Raw genomic sequence first — 17,678 nt, 5'->3', positions numbered from 1 at the left:
CAAGAGCCCGTTCGGCTACGGGTGGCTGGGCTTGCCCTGAGCGTACAGCCAGGTCATGAACAGCTGGTCGAGGTTCTTCCCCGACTCCCGCTCCGCGAGCCGCTCGAACTGGGCGGTGGTGCCGTGGCCGTGGCGGTGCTTCTTCGCCCAGGCGAGCAGGATCCGGAAGAAGTCCTTGTCGCCGACGGCGTTGCGCAGGACCTGCAGGGTCATGGCGCCGCGGGCGTAGACGGGGGTGCCGAAGATGTTGGCGCCGCTGCCGGGGTTGCCGGGCGGGAACTCCCACAGGGCGTCGCTCGCGGGACGGGCGTACAGGGCGTCGAAGGTCTTCTGGGCGCTGTCGCCGCCGTGCTGCTCGCTGTAGAGCCACTCGGCGTAGGTGGCGAAGCCCTCGTTGAGCCAGATGTCCTTCCAGGAGGTGAGGGAGACGGAGTCGCCGAACCACTGGTGGGCGTTCTCGTGGACGAGGGTGCTCAGGTCGGGGGCCCTGTCGTACAGCGGGCGGGACTGGGTCTCCAGGGCGTAGCCGACGTTCGGGGCGTGGTCGACGATGGAGCCGGCCGCGCGGTACGGGTAGGGCCCGAACAGCTTGCTCTCCCACTCCAGCACCGACGGCAGCTTCTTCAGCACGGGTGCGGCCGCGGTGGCCTCGCGCGGGTCCACGGCGTCGTAGACCTTGAGGCCGTCGCGGGTCGTGTACTGCTTGACCTTGAACCTGCCCACGGTCGCGGTGGCGAGGTAGGCGGCCATGGGTGCCTTCTGGCGCCAGCGGAAGGTGGTCTTCCCGTTCCTCGTGCTCTGGCCGAGCAGGAGGCCGTTGGCGACGGCGGTGCGGTCCTTGGGGACGGTGATCGTGAAGTCGTACGACGACTTGTCGAGGGGGTGGTTGTTCGCGGGGAACCAGGTCATGGCGCCCTGCGGTTCACCGGCGACGAAGGCGCCGTCGTCGGTGGGGATCCAGCCGTCGAGCGAGCCGTCGGGGTCGGTGACCGGGCCCGGCTTGCCGTTGTAGGTGACGGTGATGCGGAAGGACTGGCCCTTGCGCAGGGGCCGGGCGGGCGTGACGACGAGTTCCTGGCCGTCCCTCTTGTACGAGGCCTTGCGGTGATCGACCGTCAGGCCGGTGATCTTCAGGCCCGTGAAATCGAGGTCGAAGCGGGTCAGCCGCTGAGTGGCGCGGGCGGCGAGGACGGCCTTGCCGGTGAGGTGACGGCTGCTCGGGTCGTAACCGAGCGTCAGGCCGTAGTGGGAGACGTGGTAGCCGCCGTTGCCGGCCAGCGGGAAGTACGGGTCGCCGACGCCGGGGGCACCCACCGAACCGGCCGCGGTGGCCGGGCCGGCCGCCGTGAGCAGGGCCGCCACGGCGACGGGGACGGTGGCGACGACGGCTTCTCGGCGCAGCAGGGCTGGGCGTCTGCGGGGGTGGGTCACTTGCGCTCCTTGGGGGGTGGCGGGTGAGCAAACGTCCCTCAGACTAGGCAACACGACCGCTGGATTCCCCCTCGTTCGGGTCAAGCCACGCGGCGTTCCGGGAGATCCCCGGATTAGGCTCGGCCGCATGAGTGTCCGCGTGCGCCGTGTGTACGAACCGCCCGAGCCGGAGGACGGTGTCCGGGTCCTCGTCGACCGCCTGTGGCCGCGCGGCCTCGCCAAGGACGCGGCCCGGGTCGACGAGTGGCCCAAAGCGATGACGCCCTCGACCGAACTGCGCCGCTGGTACCACGCGGGCGAGGGGCCGTACGACGAGTTCGCCCGTCGCTACGAGGCGGAGCTGGCCGCCCCGGAGGCGGCCGAACTCCTGGACCACGTCCGCGCGTTGACCCGCGAGGGGCCGGTGACCCTGCTGACGGCCTCGAAGGAGCCCGGGCAGAGCCACGCGGCCGTGCTGCTCCGTCTGCTGGGGTAGTCAGCCCGTCTGCTTCGCCGCCGCCCGGCCCGCCGCGCGGCCCGAGAACAGACAGCCGCCGAGGAAGGTGCCCTCCAGGGCGTTGTAGCCGTGGACTCCGCCGCCGCCGAAGCCGGCCACCTCGCCCGCCGCGTACAGGCCCTCGATCGGCTGCCCGTCGGTGCCCAGGGCGCGCGAGTCCAGGTCGGTCTGGATGCCGCCGAGGGTCTTGCGGGTGAGGACGTGCAGCTTGACGGCGATCAGCGGGCCGGACTCGGGATCGAGGATGCGGTGCGGGGTGGCGACCCGGCCGAGGCGGTCGCCGATGTAGCGGCGCGCGTTGCGGATGCCCTGCACCTGGGCGTCCTTGCTGAACGGGTTCTCCATCTGCAGGTCGCGGGCCCGGATCTGGCGCCGCAGGTCCTCCGCGTCGAGCAGCGGCTTGTCGGTGAGGCCGTTCATCTTCTCGACGAGCCGGTCCAGCGTGTCCGCGATGACGAAGTCGGCGCCGTGGTCGAGGAAGGCCTGCACGGGAGCGGGCGCGCCCTTGCCGAGGAGCCGGTCGCGCAGGACGGCCCGGCGGTCCTTGGCGGTGATGTCGGGGTTCTGCTCGGAGCCCGAGAGGGCGAACTCCTTCTCGACGATCTTCCGGCTGAGCACGAACCAGGAGTGGTCGTACCCGGCGATGTCCTCGGTGGTGCGCAGGTGCTTGAGGGTGTTCAGGGTGTCGTAGCCCGGCAGGCAGGGGTCGGGCAGCCGGCGGCCGAGCGCGTCGAACCACATGGAGGACGGGCCGGGCAGGATGCGGATGCCGTGGCCGGGCCAGATGGGGTCCCAGTTCTGGATGCCCTCGGTGTAGTGCCACATGCGGTCGCGGTTGACGAGGCGGACGCCGGCCTCGGCGCTGATGTCGAGCATGCGGCCGTCGACGTAGGCGGGCACGCCGGTGACCATCTCGGCGGGCGGGGTGCCGAGCCGCTCGGGCCAGTAGCGGCGGACGATCTCGTGGTTGGCGCCGATGCCGCCGCTGGTGACGACGACGGCCCGGGCGGTCAGTTCGAACTCGCCGATCGGGTCCCGGTTGGAGGCGACGCCGCGGGCCGAGTCGTCGGCGGCGAGGACCGTGCCGCGCACGCCCCGCGCGGCGCCGTCCTCGAGGACCAGGGCGTCCACCCGGTGGCGGTGGTGGAAGGTCAGCAGGCCGTCCTTGGCGGCCTGCCTGGCGTACTTGACGAACGGCTCGACGACCCCGGTGCCCGTGCCCCAGGCGACGTGGAAGCGGGGTACGGAGTTGCCGTGCCCGTCGGCGCGCAGGTCTCCGCGCTCGGCCCAGCCGACGGTCGGCAGCAGTGAGATGCCGTGCCCGGCGAGCCAGGTGCGCTTCTCGCCCGCCGCCCACTCCACATAGGCGCGCGCCCAGCGCACCGCCCAGGAGTCCTCGTCCTCGGTGCGGTCGAACTGCGCGCTGCCCTGCCAGTCGTTCCAGGCGAGGTCCAGGGAGTCCTTGACGCCGAGCCTGCGCTGCTCCGGGGAGTCGACGAGGAACAGCCCGCCGAACGACCAGAACGCCTGGCCGCCGAGGTTGGCGGCGTTCTCCTGGTCGACCAGGGCGACCCGTCTGCCCCTGCTGGTGAGTTCGTGCGCCGCGACGAGGCCCGCGAGGCCCGCTCCGACGACGATGACGTCCGCGTCCATGGCGAGGGTTCCCTTTCTCATTCGGAACATTCGGGAGGGGTGCTGCCGTCGGTCAGCAGCGCGGTGAGCAGTTGCCTGAGCCAGGCGCGGGCGCCGTCCACGTCCTTGTCGAGCAGCAGTTGGGTGGTGACGCCGTCGTACGCGGCGACGACCGCGTGGGCGGCGGCGTCGGCGCCGCCCAGCGCGGCGGGAAGGGCGGTGTGGCCGCGGGCCGGGGCGAGTCGGTCGGCGATCGCGCGGCGTAGCCGGGCCCGGTGTTCCAGGAGGGTCTGGGCCACCGCCGCGTCCCGGGCGGCGTGCACCAGGAAGTCCGTCTTCACCAGCAGCCAGTCCAGGTCGAGGAGGAGGACCTCGGTGACGCGGTCCACGGAGGCCGGTACGTCGAGGTCGGGCCCGTCCCCGGCGAGGGCGTCGGCGACCTGCTGGGCGATGAGGTCGGCGCGCTCCCGGTAGAGCGCGAAGAACAGCTCGTCCAGGCTGGCGAAGTTGGAGTAGAAGGCGCCTCTGCTGTAGCCGGCGGCGTCGCAGACCTCCTCGATGGAGACCCGGCCGAAGCCCTTGGCGGCGAACACGGCGAAGGCGGCGTCGAGCAGGTTGGCGCGCGTGCGGACCCGGCGTCTGGTGACGCGGCCCGTCGACGGGCGTGTCTGTTGCGCGACCATGATCGGACCTCCGTTCGATACACGAACGTATCCGATACATCGATGTATCGAAAGGGTCCCGACGCACCCGGCCGCACATGATCTACGAACACGTTTTCGATTAGCGCGTACGCTGGAGGAATGACCCCGCACCACCTCCAGGGCTCCCTCTTCGACCAGACCGACGAACCCCGCCTCGGCCGCTTGACCGGCCTCACCCGTACCCGCCTCGGCGCGGGCGCCTGGATCGACGTGCTCCCGGGATGGCTCAGCGGATCGGACATCCTGTTCGAACACCTGGCGAGCGAGGTGCCCTGGCGCGCGGAGCGCCGGAGGATGTACGACGACGTGGTCGCCGTACCGCGACTGCTGGCGTTCTACGACGCGGGAGAGGAACTCCCCCACCCGGTCCTGGAGGAGGCCCGCCGGGCGCTGAGCGCGCACTACGCCGAGGAACTGGGCGAGCCCTTCGTGACGGCCGGCCTGTGTCACTACCGGGACGGCCGGGACAGCGTCGCCTGGCACGGCGACCGGATCGGGCGGGGCGCCCGGGAGGACACCATGGTCGCGATCGTCTCCGTGGGGGCGCCCCGCGACCTGTTGCTGCGCCCGGCGCACGGTCACGGCGGCGAGACCCTGCGGCGGCCGCTCGGGCACGGCGACCTGATCGTGATGGGCGGCTCCTGCCAGCGGACCTGGGAGCACTGCGTCCCGAAGTCGGCCCGCGCGGCCGGACCGCGCGTCAGCATCCAGTACCGGCCGCGCGGGGTGCGCTGAAACCCGGAGACGGAGCCGACGCGCCGTACCGGGCCGGACGCGTCCTGCCCGACCCGGCCGTCGTCCGGGAGACGCGACGACCCGCCGTCGGCTCCCCGGTCGCGATCTGCTTTGCTGTGCGCGTCGGACAGGCTCCTCAACCACACAGGACGACGATCATGGGCGCGGACGTACGGCAGGTCGGGGACGGCACCTATCTGGTGCACGGCTCGAACACCAACTGGGTGATCCTCACCGAAGGGGACGCCGTCACGCTGATCGACACCGGTTACCCCGGGGACCGGCAACAGGTCCTCGACTCCCTGGCGGCGGTGGGCAGTTCGCCGCAGGCGGTCGCGGCCGTACTGATCACCCACGCCCACAACGACCACCTGGGCTCCGCCGAGCACCTGCGCTCGACGTACGGGACCCCGGTGTACCTGCACGAGGCCGAGGTGCCGCACGCCCGGCGGGAGTTCCTCCAGCAGGTCACCGTCGGGAAGATCCTCAAGAACATCTGGCGTCCGGGTGTGCTCCCGTGGATGCTGCACGTGCTGCGCTCCGACGGCGCCGCGCAGTACCCCGTCAGCACGCCCGAGGCGTTCCCGGTCGCGGCCGGCCCGCTCGACCTGCCGGGCCGGCCGGTCCCGGTGCACACCCCCGGGCACACCGACGGCCACACCGTCTTCCACCTCCCGCAGACCGGGATGGTGGTCTCGGGTGACGCCCTGGTGAGCGGCCATCCGACCTCCCGCCTCCAGGGGCCCCAGCTGCTGCCCGACATGTTCCACCACGAGCGCTCCCGCGCGGTGGCCTCGCTGGAGCTGATCGAGGCGCTGGACGCGGATGTGCTGCTGCCCGGCCACGGACCGGTGCACCAGGGGTCCGTGAAGGCGGCCGCCCAGCAGGCCCGCGAACGCGCCCTCTAAGGTCGGGCCATGGCTTTGCAGATCAGCGCCACGAATCCGGAGCACCCGGCCCTCCTGCTGGAGCTGCCCTGGGACCTTCCCCTGGAGGAGTGGCCCGACGAGATCCTCGTCCCGCTGCCGCGCGGTATCTCCCGGCACGTGGTGCGCTACGCGCGCGCCGGTGACGAGGTGATCGCCGTCAAGGAACTGGCCGAGCGTCCGGCGCTGCGCGAGTACGAACTGCTGCGCGACCTGGACCGGATCGGCATCCCCGCCGTCGATCCGCTGGCCGTGGTCACCGGGCGCGCCGACCCGGACGGTGAACCGCTGGAACCGGTGCTGGTCACCCGGCACCTGGGCGGCTCGATGCCGTACCGGTCGATGTTCGAGACGACCATGCGGCCGGCGACCATGCACCGGCTGATGGACGCGCTCGCCGTGCTGATCGTGCGGCTGCACCTCGCCGGGTTCGCCTGGGGCGACTGCTCGCTGTCCAACACGCTGTTCCGGCGGGACGCGGGCGCCTACGCCGCCTATCTGGTCGACGCCGAGACCGGTGATCTGCACCCGCAGCTCAGCAACGGGCAGCGCGAGTACGACCTCGATCTCGCCCGGGTCAACATCAGCGGCGAGCTGCTGGACCTGGAGGCGTCCGGGGCGCTGCACCCCTCGGTGGACGCGATCGAGTTCGGCATGGAGATCTGCGCCCGGTACAACGCGCTGTGGGAGGAGCTGACCCGCACCTCGGTGTACCCGGCGGGCAAATACCACTACATCGAGCGCCGGATCCGCCGGCTCAACGAGCTGGGCTTCGACGTCGCCGAGATGCAGATCGAGCACTCCTCCAACGGCGACACGGTCACCTTCGTGCCGAAGGTCGTCGACGCCGGCCACCACCAGCGCCAGCTGCTCCGGCTGACCGGTCTTGACACCGAGGAGAACCAGGCCCGGCGGCTGCTGAACGACCTGGAGAGCTGGATGGCGACCCAGGACGACTACGCGCCGGGCGACCCGCTGGCCGCCCGGCCCGAGGTGCTGGCGCACCGGTGGGTGCGGGACGTGTTCCGGCCCACCGTGCGCGCCGTGCCGCTGGAGCTGCGCGGCTCCATGGACCCGGCGGAGATCTACCACGAGCTGCTGGAGCACCGCTGGTACCTGTCGGAGCACGCGCAGCACGACATCGGGCTGGACACGGCCGTCGAGGACTACATCGAGAACATCCTGCCCACGGCCCGGGACACGCTGGCGCCCACCGTGCCCGAGTGAGTCACCCGTGCGGGACCACGGCGACCGGGCAGTCCGCGTGGTGCAGGACGCCGTCCGCGACGGAGCCGATCGCCGCGCCCACGGCGGTGCGGTGGACCCGCCGGCCGACGACCATCAGCTGTGCCCGCCCGGCCACCGACAGCAGCACCTGTCCCGCGCTGCCCATCTCCACGTGCTCCACCACGGGCACGTCCGGGAACCGCTCGCGCCACGGCTCCACCGCCGCGGCCAGCGCCTTGCTCTCCAGCGGCTCCAGGCCGCCGGCGTCGTCGAGGAGCTTGAGCGACGCCGGGCTGTAGGCGAACACCGGCGGCAGCGTCCAGGCCCGCACCACGCGGACGCCCGCGCCGCGCGCGGCGGCCGTCTCGAAGGCGAACCGCAGCGCGGGGGCGCTGTCGTCCGGTTCGCCGTGCTGGCCGACGACGATCTCGTGCCCGCCCGCCTCCGCCGACGGCCGGTCACCGGCCCGGACCAGAACCACCGGGCAGGCAGCCTCGGCGATCACCTGCCGGCCGACGGAACCCAGCAGGAACCCGACCACGGGACCGTGCCCGCGGGAGCCGAGGACCAGCAGCTCGGCCTCCGCCGCGGCCGCGACCAGCGTCTCCACCGGCTGCCCCTCCAGGACGTCGGTGGTCACGGTCAGCCCCGGATGCCGGTCGGCGACCTCGGCGACCGCCCGCTCGGCCGACTCGCGCACCCAGTCCTGCTGCGCCTCCCGGTCCGCCACCTCGGGCGCCGTGTCCGGCTGGAACCGCCAGGCGTGCACCACCCGCAGCGCCCTGTCCCGCCGTACGGCCTCCCGGGCCGCCCAGGCGAGCGCGGCGAGGCTCTCGTCCGTCCCGTCGACCCCTGCCGTGATCGGGCCCGTCATCCCGTTTCCTCCCTGTGGTGTCCACCTGTGTCCGGTGTCAGTCTTCACTACGCTGACCGGCATGGACCTCGAATGGGAGCAGGTGATCGTCGACGCCGCCGATCCCGTGGCGCTGGGACGGTGGTGGGCCGCGGCCCTGGACTGGGTGGTGGTCGACGACGCGCCGGACGAATACGAGATCCGGCCGGCTCCGGACCGGCTGCCGGGGCTGTTGTTCGTGCGGGTGCCCGAGAGCAAGCAGGTCAAGAACCGGCTCCACCTGGACTTCCGCCCCCAGGACCAGCGGGCCGAGGTGGACCGGCTGCTGTCCCTCGGCGCGCGCCACGCGGACATCGGCCAGGGCGAGCAGCCGTGGGTGACGCTGACCGATCCCGAGGGCAACGAGTTCTGTGTGCTCGCGCGACGGCGGACTTGACCGTGCGTGCACCGTCCTCGGGCATCACGGCGCGAACCGGGGCCGTCGAACATACGATGGGCATTCGGGGAACAGCCCTCGACACAGCCCCTCAGTCCTGACCGCTCTCGGGGTGGGAGACGTATGGCACAGGCCGCCGAAACCGCGCGGACCGTCATCCTGACCGTGGACGACGACCCGGGGGTCTCCCGGGCTGTCGCCCGTGACCTCCGGCGCCGCTACGGCGCCTCGTACCGGATCGTCCGTGCGGAGTCCGGCGAGTCCGCGCTCGACGCGCTGCGCGAGCTGAAGCTGCGCGGCGACCTGGTGGCCGTGATCCTGGCCGACTACCGGATGCCGCAGATGAACGGCATCGAGTTCCTCGAACAGGCCCTGGACGTGTACCCGGGCGCCCGGCGGGTGCTGCTGACCGCGTACGCGGACACCAACGCGGCGATCGACGCGATCAACGTCGTCGATCTCGACCACTATCTGCTCAAGCCCTGGGACCCCCCGGAGGAGAAGCTCTACCCGGTCCTGGACGACCTGCTCCAGGCGTGGCGGGCCAGCGATCACAAGCCGGTGCCGGCCACCAAGGTCGTCGGGCACCGCTGGTCGGCCCGGTCGTCGGACGTGCGGGAGTTCCTCGCCCGCAACCAGGTGCCGTACCGCTGGTACTCGGTGGAGGAGCCGGAGGGGCAGCGGCTGCTGGCCGCCGCCGGTGCCGACGGGGAGCGGCTGCCACTGGTGATCACGCCGGACGGCACCCCCCTGGTGGAGCCGGAGGCCCCCGAGCTGGCCGCGCGCGTGGGGCTCGCGACGACGCCTACGGCGGACTTCTACGACCTCGTGGTGATCGGCGGCGGCCCGGCCGGGCTCGGCGCGGCGGTGTACGGGGCGTCGGAGGGACTGCGGACCGTGCTCGTGGAACGGTCGGCCACCGGCGGTCAGGCCGGACAGAGCTCTCGGATCGAGAACTACCTGGGCTTCCCGGACGGAGTGTCGGGGGCTCAGCTCACCGACCGGGCGCGGCGGCAGGCCGCCAAGTTCGGCGCGGAGATCCTGACCGCCCGTGAGGTGACGGGACTCGAGATCAGCGGGGCCGCGCGGGTGGTGCGGTTCGCGGACGGGTCGACGGTCGCGGCGCACAGCGTGATCCTGGCGACCGGAGTGCAGTACCGGCAGCTGGAGGCGGCGGGCTGCACCGATCTGACCGGCTGCGGAGTCTTCTACGGCTCCGCGCTCACCGAGGCGGCCTCCTGCCAGGGACACGACGTGTACATCGTCGGCGGCGCCAACTCGGCGGGCCAGGCGGCCATGTACCTGTCCCGCTTCGCCAAGTCGGTGACGCTGCTGGTGCGCGGCGCCGACCTGTCGGCCTCGATGTCGTACTACCTGATCCAGCAGATCGACGAGGCCCCGAACATCTCGGTGCGCAGTCACACGGTCGTCGACGCCGCGCACGGCTCCGAGCGCCTGGAGCGGCTGACCCTGCGCCATGTGGAGAGCGGCGACCGGGAACAGGTCGACGCACAGTGGATGTTCGTGTTCATCGGGGCGGCACCGCTGACCGACTGGCTCGGCGACACCGTGCTGCGGGACGGACGCGGGTTCATCCTGGCCGGACCCGACCTGACCGTCGACGGACGGCCGCCGGCCGGCTGGGAGCTGGACCGGCCGCCGTACCACCTGGAGACCAGCATTCCCGGCGTGTTCGTGGCGGGCGACGCGCGCGCCGAGTCCGCGAAGCGCGTCGCGTCCGCCGTCGGAGAGGGAGCCATGGCCGTGATGCTCGTCCACCGTTATCTGGAGCAGTCGTGAGCGGGCAGCTGATGCCGTGCAGCCCTGGGGAGATCAGCTCGCTGTTCCTGTTCGAGAAGCTCGCCCCCGAGCAGCTCGGGCGGCTGTGCAGCGAGGGGCGCGTGGAGCGGTTCGAACCGGGTCCCGTCTACACCGAGGGCGATCCGGCGACCTGCTTCTACGTGATGATCGAGGGGACCGTGGTGATGTCCCGGCGGGTCGGCGGCGACGACGTGGAGGTCAGCCGCACCTCGCAGCGCGGGGTGTACGCGGGGGCCATGCAGGCCTACTTGGGCGACCGGGTGCCGCAGGTCTACCAGAACTCGATGCGGGTGACCGAGCCGACGCGGTTCTTCGTGCTGCCCGCCGAGTCGTTCGCGTCGGTCATGCGGGAGTGGTTCCCGATGGCGGCGCATCTGCTGGAGGGGCTGTTCTTCGGCTCGAAGAACACCCAGCGGGCCGTCGGCCAGCGCGAACGGCTGCTCGCCCTGGGCTCGTTGTCGGCGGGGCTCACGCACGAGCTCAACAACCCGGCCGCGGCGGCCGTCCGGGCGACCGCCACACTGCGCGAGCGGGTGGCGAAGATGCGGCACAAGCTCGGCATCATCGCCGGAGGGCCCTTCTCCCGGGACGCGCTGGCGAGCCTGATCGAGGTCCAGGAGCGCACCGCCGAGCGGGTCGCCAAGGCGCCGGTGCTCACCCCGCTGGAGGCCTCGGACCGTGAGGACGCGCTCACCGAGTGGCTCGAGGACCACGGCATGGACCACGGCTGGCAGTACGCGCCCACGTTCGTGCAGGCGGGACTCGACGTCGACTGGCTGGAGCAGGTGGCGGCTGCCGTGGACGCGGAGATCCTGCCGAACGCCGTGGGCTGGCTCAACTACACCGTCGAGACCGAGCTGTTGATGTACGAGATCGAGGACTCCACCACCCGTATCTCGCACCTCGTCGACGCGGCCAAGCAGTACTCGCAGCTGGACCGCGCGCCCTACCGGACCGTCGACGTCCACGAACTCCTCGACAGCACCCTGCTGATGCTCTCCGGGAAGATCGGGCAGCGCATCGAGGTCGTCAAGGACTACGACCGGACGCTCCCCGAGGTGCCCGCCTACCCGGCGGAGCTGAACCAGGTGTGGACGAACCTCGTCGACAACGCGGTGTTCGCCATCAACAGCGCGGGCGGGGAGGGCACCTTGACCGTGCGCACCGCACGCGAGGGCGACCGGCTGCTGGTGGAGCTCCGGGACACCGGTCCCGGGATCCCGCCGGACATCCGCGGCCGTATCTTCGACCCCTTCTTCACCACCAAGCCGGTGGGCGAGGGCACCGGTCTCGGGCTGGACATCTCGTGGCGGATCGTCGTCAACAAGCACCACGGCAGCCTCCAGGTGGAGTCCGCGCCGGGCGACACCCGCTTCCAGGTGCTGCTGCCGCTGACCGCCGAACCCGACCCGGACTCCACGTCGCCGCGCACGGAGGAACCCGTATGACCGACACCGACGCCATCGATCCGAGCGTCCCGCCCAGCGGCACCGGCTGCGTGGAGTGCGACGCGGCCGGGGGCTGGTGGTTCCACCTGCGGCGCTGCGCGACCTGTGGCCACATCGGCTGCTGCGACTCCTCCCCCGCGCAGCACGCCGGCGCCCACTACAAGGCGACCGGGCATGCGGTCATACGCAGCTTCGAGCCGGGCGAGGAGTGGTTCTGGGACTTCTCGGCCGACGAACTGTACGAGTCGGGACCGGAGTTGGCACCGCCGGTCTGTCGTCCCGAGGACCAGCCGGCGCCGGGGCCGAAGGGGCGGGTGCCCGAGGACTGGGCACGGTCGCTGCACCGCTGAGGAGGCCCTCCCGGCGACGGCCCCGGTGTCGGTGGTGCGTGACAGGATGGAGTGGTGTCACAGACCGTGTTCGCCAGTCCGTTCGCCAGTCCGTTCGCCGGCCCTTTCGTCGGCCGGGAAGAAGAGCTCGCCCGGCTCCTGGGGGTGCTGGAGCGCGCCAGGGCCGGCGAGGCGCGGGCGGTGCTGGTCGCCGGGGACGCGGGGGTGGGCAAGACCCGGGTGCTGGACGAGGCGGCGGCGCGGGCGGCCGGGGCCGGGATGACCGTGCTCGTCGGCCACTGCGTCGACCTGGGTGACGTCGGGCTGCCGTACCTGCCGTTCACCGAGATCCTGGGCGTGCTCGCCGCCGACGAGCGGTTCACCGCCGCCCTCGCCGCGCACCCGGTGGTCGACCGGCTGCTGGGCGCGGGCCCGGACGCCGTGCGGGACACCGGAGGGCGCCTCGCGCTGTTCGAGGGGATGGCGGGGCTGCTGGCCGACCTGTCGGACGTCGCGCCGCTGCTGCTCGTCCTGGAGGACCTGCACTGGGCCGACCAGTCCTCCCGTGACCTGCTGCGCTTCCTGCTCAGCCGGGGCCTGCTGCAGCGGCCCGCGGGCGCCGGCACCGCGCACCGTCTGGCGGTGCTGGCCTCCTACCGCGCGGACGACCTGCACCGCCGGCATCCCCTGCGCCCGCTGCTCGCCGAGCTGGTGCGGCTGCCGGGCGTGGACCGGCTGGAGCTGCGGCCGCTGGCGGACGCGGAGGTGACCCGGCTGGTGCGCGCCCTGGAGGAGCGCCCGCTGCCGGAGGCGACGGTGCGCGGGATCGTGGAGCGCGCCGAGGGCAACGCCTTCTACGCGGAGGAGCTGCTCGCGGCCACCGGCGCGGAGGCCGGCGGGATGCCGAGCGGGCTGTCCGACGTGCTGCTCATCCGCGTCGAGCAGCTCTCCGACACCGCCCAGCAGGTGCTGCGCACGGCGGCCGTCGCCGGGCGGCGCGTGGAGCACGACCTGCTGAGCGACGCGGTCGGGCTGCCCGAGGAGGAGTTGGAGGCGGCGCTGCGCGAGGCCGTCGGGCGCCAGCTCCTCGTCCCCGGCGGCGGCGACACCTACGCGTTCCGGCACGCGCTGGCCCGCGAGGCGGTGTACGCGGACCTCCTCCCGGGGGAGCGGTCGCGGCTGCACGGCGCGTTCGCCCGGCTGCTCACCGGGCGCGGGCGGCAGGCCGAGACCGCGGCGGAGCGCGCCCACCACCACCGCGAGAGTCACGCCCCGGCCGAGGCGCTCGCCGCCTCCCTGGAGGCCGCCGATCACGCCCGGCACCTCGGTGCGCCCGCCGAGGAGCTGCGTCATCTGGAGGCCGCGCTCGATCTGTGGCCCGCGGTGGAGGCGGCCGCCCGGCCGTCGGGCGAGGGGACCGACCGGGTCACGCTCATGCTGCGCGCCTCGGCCGCGGCGGCGCACGCCGGGGAGGCGCACCGGGCGGTCGCCCTCAACCGGGCCGCGCTCGCGGGCGTCGGCCGGGACACCGACGCCGAACTCGCGGCGCGCGTGCGCTACACGCTGGCCGGCACCCTCATGAATGTCGACAGCCTCCGGGCGGCCTTCGCCTACAGCAGCGAGGCGCTGGAGCTGATACCCGCCGACCCGCCGTCGCCGACCTGGGTGTGGGCGGCGGCCACGCACGTCCTGGCGGCCCGTCACGTGGGGGACGACGCGACCGCGTCGCTCTTCGCCCGCAGGGCGCTGGCCGCCGCCGAGCGGCTGCGTATGGCGGACGCGCAGGCCGATCTGCTGATCTCGCTCGCCGTCCTGGAGAAGGGCGGCCGCCGCTCCCCCGAGGCCCGCACCCATCTGCTGCGGGCCCGCGAGCTGGCCCGGGACTCGGGCAACGCGCCGGTCGAGATGCGGGCCCTGTTCACCCTGGCCATCGCCGCCTATGAGGCGGGTACCCCCGAGGAGAGCCTGCCGTGGCTCGCCGAAGGGCTGGACCGGGCCCGCCGCGCGGGGTTGCTGTCCTCGCCGTATCCGCTGGAGATGCGCTATCTGCATCTGCTGGTGCTGTACACGCTGGGCCGCTGGGACGAGTGTGTGCGGGTCGCGGAGACCGACCTGGCCGTAGTGCCGGCGGCCGGCGGGTACGCGGTCGGGGCGGCGCTGTACACGGCGTTGGGGCGCGGCGACCGGGGGGCGGCGGACCGGGCGCGCGCCCTGCTGGACGGTCCGGACGACTGGATGGCCGCGCTCGTCGCCGGCATCGTCCTGACCGACGCGGCGGCCCAGTGGGGCGGGGCCGAGGCGGCGGTGACCCAGCTGCGGTCCTCGGTCGAGGCGCTCACCGACGACGCGGGCAGCCGCCCGGACGCCGTGGTCCGGCTCACCGCGCTCGCCCTCGCCCCGGTCGCCGACGCGGCGGCCGCGGCCCGGCTCACCGGCGACCCGGCGACGGCGGACCGCTGGACGAAGGTCGCGGGCGAGCTGCTGGAACCGGCCCGGGAGGCTGCCAGGCGCGCCAGGAGAGGTGCCCCGCAGGGGCCGGAGGGGCAGGCCTGGCTGGCCCGCGCCGAGGCGGAGTGGGCCCGGGCCGCCGCCGGGCAGGACGTGGCGGCCTGGGCGGAGGCGGTGGCCGCGTTCGCCGACGGCGACGTGTACGAACTGGCGCGCTGCCGGCTGCGGTACGCCGAGGCGCTGCTGGCGGCCGGCCGGCGCGAGGAGGCGGCGGGCGAGGCCCGTGCGGCGCGGGAGACCGCCGTACGGCTGGGCGCCGCGCCCTTGCTGGAGCGGCTGGACGCGCTGATCCGCCGGGGCCGTCTCGCGGAGGCGCCGCCGGGCGCGCGGGAGGGGTCGGTCGCGCTCACCGCGCGGGAGGAGGACGTGCTGCGGCTGCTGGCGCTCGGGCGCAGCAACCGGCAGATCGGTGAGGAGCTGTTCATCAGCGGCAAGACGGCGAGCGTCCATGTCTCCAACATCCTCGCCAAGTTGAGCGCGGCGAGCCGGACGGAGGCCGTGGCGATCGCCTACCGGGAGGGGTTGCTGGAGCCGGCGGGCGGCACGTCCGGATGATGGCGGCGCGCGTTGCCGATCCGCGCGCCCTTTCCCGCCTCATCACTCCCCCGGTGAGGAACCGAACAGCCGACGTAGGCATACAAAAAGCCCATACGCTCACGGATCTCAGCCGTTGTACCGCAGGCCTCAGGAGACCCGTGAACCACCGCACCACCGCAGCCGCCCTCGCGTCCTGCGCCCTCGCCGTCGCCGCACTCACCGCCTGTGGCTCGGGGGAGCCGACCGCGAGCCACCAGGAGCCGGCGGCGAAGGGAAGGACACCGGCTGCCGCCACGACCGCCCCCGCCACCGGCCCGGCGTCCGCGTCCGCTGCCGGTACCCCGGACTCCTCCGCGTCGCACCCGGCCGGAGGCGCCACGACCGCCCCTGCCGCGAAGGAAGCGGCCTCGGACGACCGGACGGCGAAGAAGGGCGGAGCCGCCCTGCCACCGCGCCCCGACACCAAGGGCGAGGCCGCCTACGTCCGGGCGCTGACCGCGATCGACCCGGACATCGTGCACGACAAGGAGGACCAGGCCGTCGAGCGCGGCCGCGACCAGTGCGCCACCCTCCGTGAATTCCCGGACGACCGGGAGAAGCAGATCGGCGCCGCCCTGCGGCGCTTCACCTCACCCGGTCACCCCGACGGATTCGGCCGCGCCAAGACCACCCGGATCGTCGACGCCGTGCACACCAACCTCTGTCCCGGCTACTGAGGGGCCGGGGTGTTCTCCGGGGTCACGTTGACGGCGGCCCAGGACCGGTCCACGGCCTTGTACTCCGCGCTGCTCTGGCCGTACAGGTCCTTCGCCGCCCTGAGGGTCGCGGTGCGCGCGCCGTGGAAGTCGGTCGAGGAGACCATGTAGCGGGTCAGCGCACGGTAGTAGATCTTCGTGGCCCTTGCCCGGCCGATGCCCTTGACCGAAGCCCCGTCGTAGGTCGGCGAGTCGTAGGTGACGGCGCCGATCTTCTTGCGGCCGCTGCCCTCGGCGAGCAGGTAGAAGGCGTGCGAGGAGACGCCCGAGCCGGCGTGGACCTCGGTGTAGTAGGCCTCGGGCGACCAGTAGTCGACCGTGCCCTCGAGGACGTCCAGGGACGGCTTGTCGAGGCGGCGCAGGAACTTCTGGTCCAGGCCCAGCTTCTCGCCGATCAGGTAGTTCGGCGGGTTCTTGGGGTTGTCGGCGCTGAACTCGACGTCGGAGCCGAAGATGTCCGCGAGGGACTCGTTCAGGGAGCCGGGTTCGCCGTACTGGTTGCCGTCGGCGTCGACGAAGGTCGGCTCCAGTGCGGCGGTCGCGTCCACCACACCGTGGGACAGCTCGTGGCCGGTGACGTCCAGGACGACGAGGGGCTTCTTGAACATCTCGCCGTCGCCGTCGCCGTACAGCATGCAGTCGCAGGTCGGGTCCCAGAAGGCGTTGGCCACCTTCCTGCCGAAGTGGACCATGGCGCGGGCGCCCTTGCCGTTGTTCCGGATGCCCTTGCGGCCGAAGGTCTTCTTGTAGAAGTCGAGCGTCTGGACGACGCCGTACTGGGCGTCGACGGCGGCGCTGGCGCGGCTGGAGACCGCGCCGTTGCCCCACTTGTTGGTGGTGCCGGTGAACTTCGTCCCGCGCGCGAAGTTCTCCAGCTCCTTGTTCTTCGCGTCGCGCGTCTCGGTCCCCCAGTGGGTGGGGTCCTTGAGCAGGTAGCTGCGCGCCGCGGTGCGGGTCGTGGTGAGCGGCACCTTGCCTGCGAACAGGGAGGTGCCGGTGCCCTTGGCGGTGGAGGGGTAGCGGGCGGCGGCCGAGGAGGCCGCGGTGAGTGCCGAGGCCCCCTGCGCGGTGCCGGTGGCGGGATCGAGGGTCTCACCGCGCTCGCGCAGGGTGTCGACCAGCTTCGGCGAGAGGAACTCGTCGCTGTCGGGCGTGTTGCTGCGCACCTTGCCGGTGACGGCGTCGACGACGACCGTACGCGAGCCGCCGGCCTCGGTGGTGTCGCTGCCGGTCACCCGGACCCGGTAGGCGAGCGCCGCGGCGCCGCCCCGGGCGTCGACCACGAGTTCGGCGCTCTGCGCGTCGCCCGCGGCCACGGCGGCGGCCTTCGTCTCGGCCTGGCCGGCCGTCAGCCGGGCCTCGGCCGTGGCGGGAGCGACGGCGTGGCCTGCGGCGCGGGTCACGCCGGTGTACGCGAGGCCCTTGGCGAGGTGGACGACGAGGTCGCCGCCGAGGACCGGCATGCCCTGGTGGGTGCGGACGAACCGGACGTGGCGGGCGCCCTCCGGGTCGATCATCACGTCCTGGGCCAGCAGTTCGTCGCCGTGGCCGACACCGGTCGCCGAGGCGTGGGCGAACGCGGCGGCGCGGGCGGCCCGCACCACGGCGGTGGCCTGCGCGTCGACGGCTGCCGTGGCCCGCGTCTCCCCCGCGGACGGGCCCGCGAACGCCGTGCCGGCCAGGCCCGTTGCCGCCGTGGCCACGGCGAGGGCGACGGCCAGGGTGCGTATGTGTGCGCTGCGCAAAGGTGAGGGTCCTTCGTTCAGGCGGCCGGGGCAGACCCCGACCGCCGTGGGACATGGCGCCGCCCGGGCGCCACAGGGGCTGGTCGGGCCCCGGA

15 protein-coding genes are annotated in these 17,678 nt (G+C 73.0%); 10 read left to right on the top strand and 5 right to left on the bottom strand.

Features of this window, described 5'->3' with window-relative positions:
• Window positions 1-15: 15 nt before the first annotated feature.
• The gene (locus ABT057_RS26170; protein ID WP_352346017.1) at window positions 16-1,431 is read right to left on the bottom strand and encodes a M1 family metallopeptidase; all 1,416 of its coding nucleotides are present in this window, start codon (window positions 1,429-1,431) and stop codon (window positions 16-18) included.
• Between the two features lie 127 nt (window positions 1,432-1,558).
• Between ABT057_RS26170 and ABT057_RS26165 the strand changes: the two genes are divergently transcribed.
• Entirely contained in the window at window positions 1,559-1,906 is a 348-nt protein-coding gene (locus ABT057_RS26165) for a DUF488 domain-containing protein (protein ID WP_352346016.1), read from the top strand.
• On the opposite strand, the gene ABT057_RS26160 is transcribed toward ABT057_RS26165, so the two are convergent.
• Window positions 1,907-3,580, bottom strand: coding sequence for an FAD-binding dehydrogenase (locus tag ABT057_RS26160; protein ID WP_352346052.1), 1,674 nt, complete (start codon window positions 3,578-3,580; stop codon window positions 1,907-1,909).
• A 17-nt stretch (window positions 3,581-3,597) separates the two neighbouring features.
• Window positions 3,598-4,242 (bottom strand): TetR/AcrR family transcriptional regulator, encoded by a 645-nt coding sequence (locus tag ABT057_RS26155; RefSeq protein WP_352346015.1) that lies wholly within the window; start codon window positions 4,240-4,242, stop codon window positions 3,598-3,600.
• A gap of 120 nt (window positions 4,243-4,362) precedes the next feature.
• On the opposite strand from ABT057_RS26155, the gene ABT057_RS26150 reads away from it, so the two are divergent.
• From ABT057_RS26150 to ABT057_RS26140, 3 genes are all read left to right on the top strand, one after another.
• Complete coding sequence (locus ABT057_RS26150; RefSeq protein ID WP_352346014.1) at window positions 4,363-4,998, top strand: alpha-ketoglutarate-dependent dioxygenase AlkB; 636 nt, start codon at window positions 4,363-4,365, stop codon at window positions 4,996-4,998.
• Between the two features lie 158 nt (window positions 4,999-5,156).
• Window positions 5,157-5,906, top strand: a complete 750-nt coding sequence (locus ABT057_RS26145; RefSeq protein WP_352346013.1) for an MBL fold metallo-hydrolase — start codon at window positions 5,157-5,159, stop codon at window positions 5,904-5,906.
• Window positions 5,907-5,915: 9 nt separating this feature from the next.
• Window positions 5,916-7,151: a DUF4032 domain-containing protein gene (locus tag ABT057_RS26140; protein ID WP_352346012.1), complete on the top strand. Its 1,236-nt coding sequence runs from the start codon at window positions 5,916-5,918 to the stop codon at window positions 7,149-7,151.
• A 1-nt stretch (window position 7,152) separates the two neighbouring features.
• Here the strand turns inward: ABT057_RS26140 and ABT057_RS26135 are convergent, their stop codons facing one another.
• Window positions 7,153-8,025 carry a universal stress protein gene (locus tag ABT057_RS26135; protein ID WP_352346011.1) on the bottom strand — a complete coding sequence of 291 codons (873 nt, stop codon included), beginning with the start codon at window positions 8,023-8,025 and terminating at the stop codon, window positions 7,153-7,155.
• 61 nt (window positions 8,026-8,086) lie between these two features.
• On the opposite strand from ABT057_RS26135, the gene ABT057_RS26130 reads away from it, so the two are divergent.
• From ABT057_RS26130 to ABT057_RS26105, 6 genes are all read left to right on the top strand, one after another.
• On the top strand, window positions 8,087-8,440 hold the full coding sequence (locus tag ABT057_RS26130) for a VOC family protein (RefSeq protein WP_352346010.1): 354 nt from the start codon (window positions 8,087-8,089) through the stop codon (window positions 8,438-8,440).
• 123 nt (window positions 8,441-8,563) lie between these two features.
• Window positions 8,564-10,240 (top strand): NAD(P)/FAD-dependent oxidoreductase, encoded by a 1,677-nt coding sequence (locus tag ABT057_RS26125; protein WP_352346009.1) that lies wholly within the window; start codon window positions 8,564-8,566, stop codon window positions 10,238-10,240.
• Window positions 10,237-11,709, top strand: a complete 1,473-nt coding sequence (locus ABT057_RS26120; protein WP_352346008.1) for an ATP-binding protein — start codon at window positions 10,237-10,239, stop codon at window positions 11,707-11,709. The genes ABT057_RS26125 and ABT057_RS26120 overlap by 4 nt, the downstream gene beginning before the upstream one ends.
• Complete coding sequence (locus tag ABT057_RS26115) at window positions 11,706-12,059, top strand: UBP-type zinc finger domain-containing protein (protein WP_352346007.1); 354 nt, start codon at window positions 11,706-11,708, stop codon at window positions 12,057-12,059. Before ABT057_RS26120 ends, ABT057_RS26115 begins: the two co-directional genes overlap by 4 nt.
• 54 nt (window positions 12,060-12,113) lie before the next feature.
• Complete coding sequence (locus tag ABT057_RS26110; RefSeq protein WP_352346006.1) at window positions 12,114-15,101, top strand: helix-turn-helix transcriptional regulator; 2,988 nt, start codon at window positions 12,114-12,116, stop codon at window positions 15,099-15,101.
• A gap of 140 nt (window positions 15,102-15,241) precedes the next feature.
• Window positions 15,242-15,799, top strand: a complete 558-nt coding sequence (locus ABT057_RS26105; protein WP_352346005.1) for a hypothetical protein — start codon at window positions 15,242-15,244, stop codon at window positions 15,797-15,799.
• Here ABT057_RS26105 and ABT057_RS26100 read toward each other — a convergent pair.
• Window positions 15,793-17,583 (bottom strand): M4 family metallopeptidase, encoded by a 1,791-nt coding sequence (locus ABT057_RS26100; protein WP_352346004.1) that lies wholly within the window; start codon window positions 17,581-17,583, stop codon window positions 15,793-15,795. The genes ABT057_RS26105 and ABT057_RS26100 overlap by 7 nt on opposite strands.
• Between the last annotated feature and the right edge of the window lie 95 nt (window positions 17,584-17,678).

Origin of the sequence: Streptomyces sp. NPDC002588 (genome assembly GCF_040295925.1) — a bacterium.
Taxonomy (GTDB): Bacteria; Actinomycetota; Actinomycetes; order Streptomycetales; family Streptomycetaceae; genus Streptomyces.
This window is presented reverse-complemented; position numbering and strand designations above follow the sequence as displayed.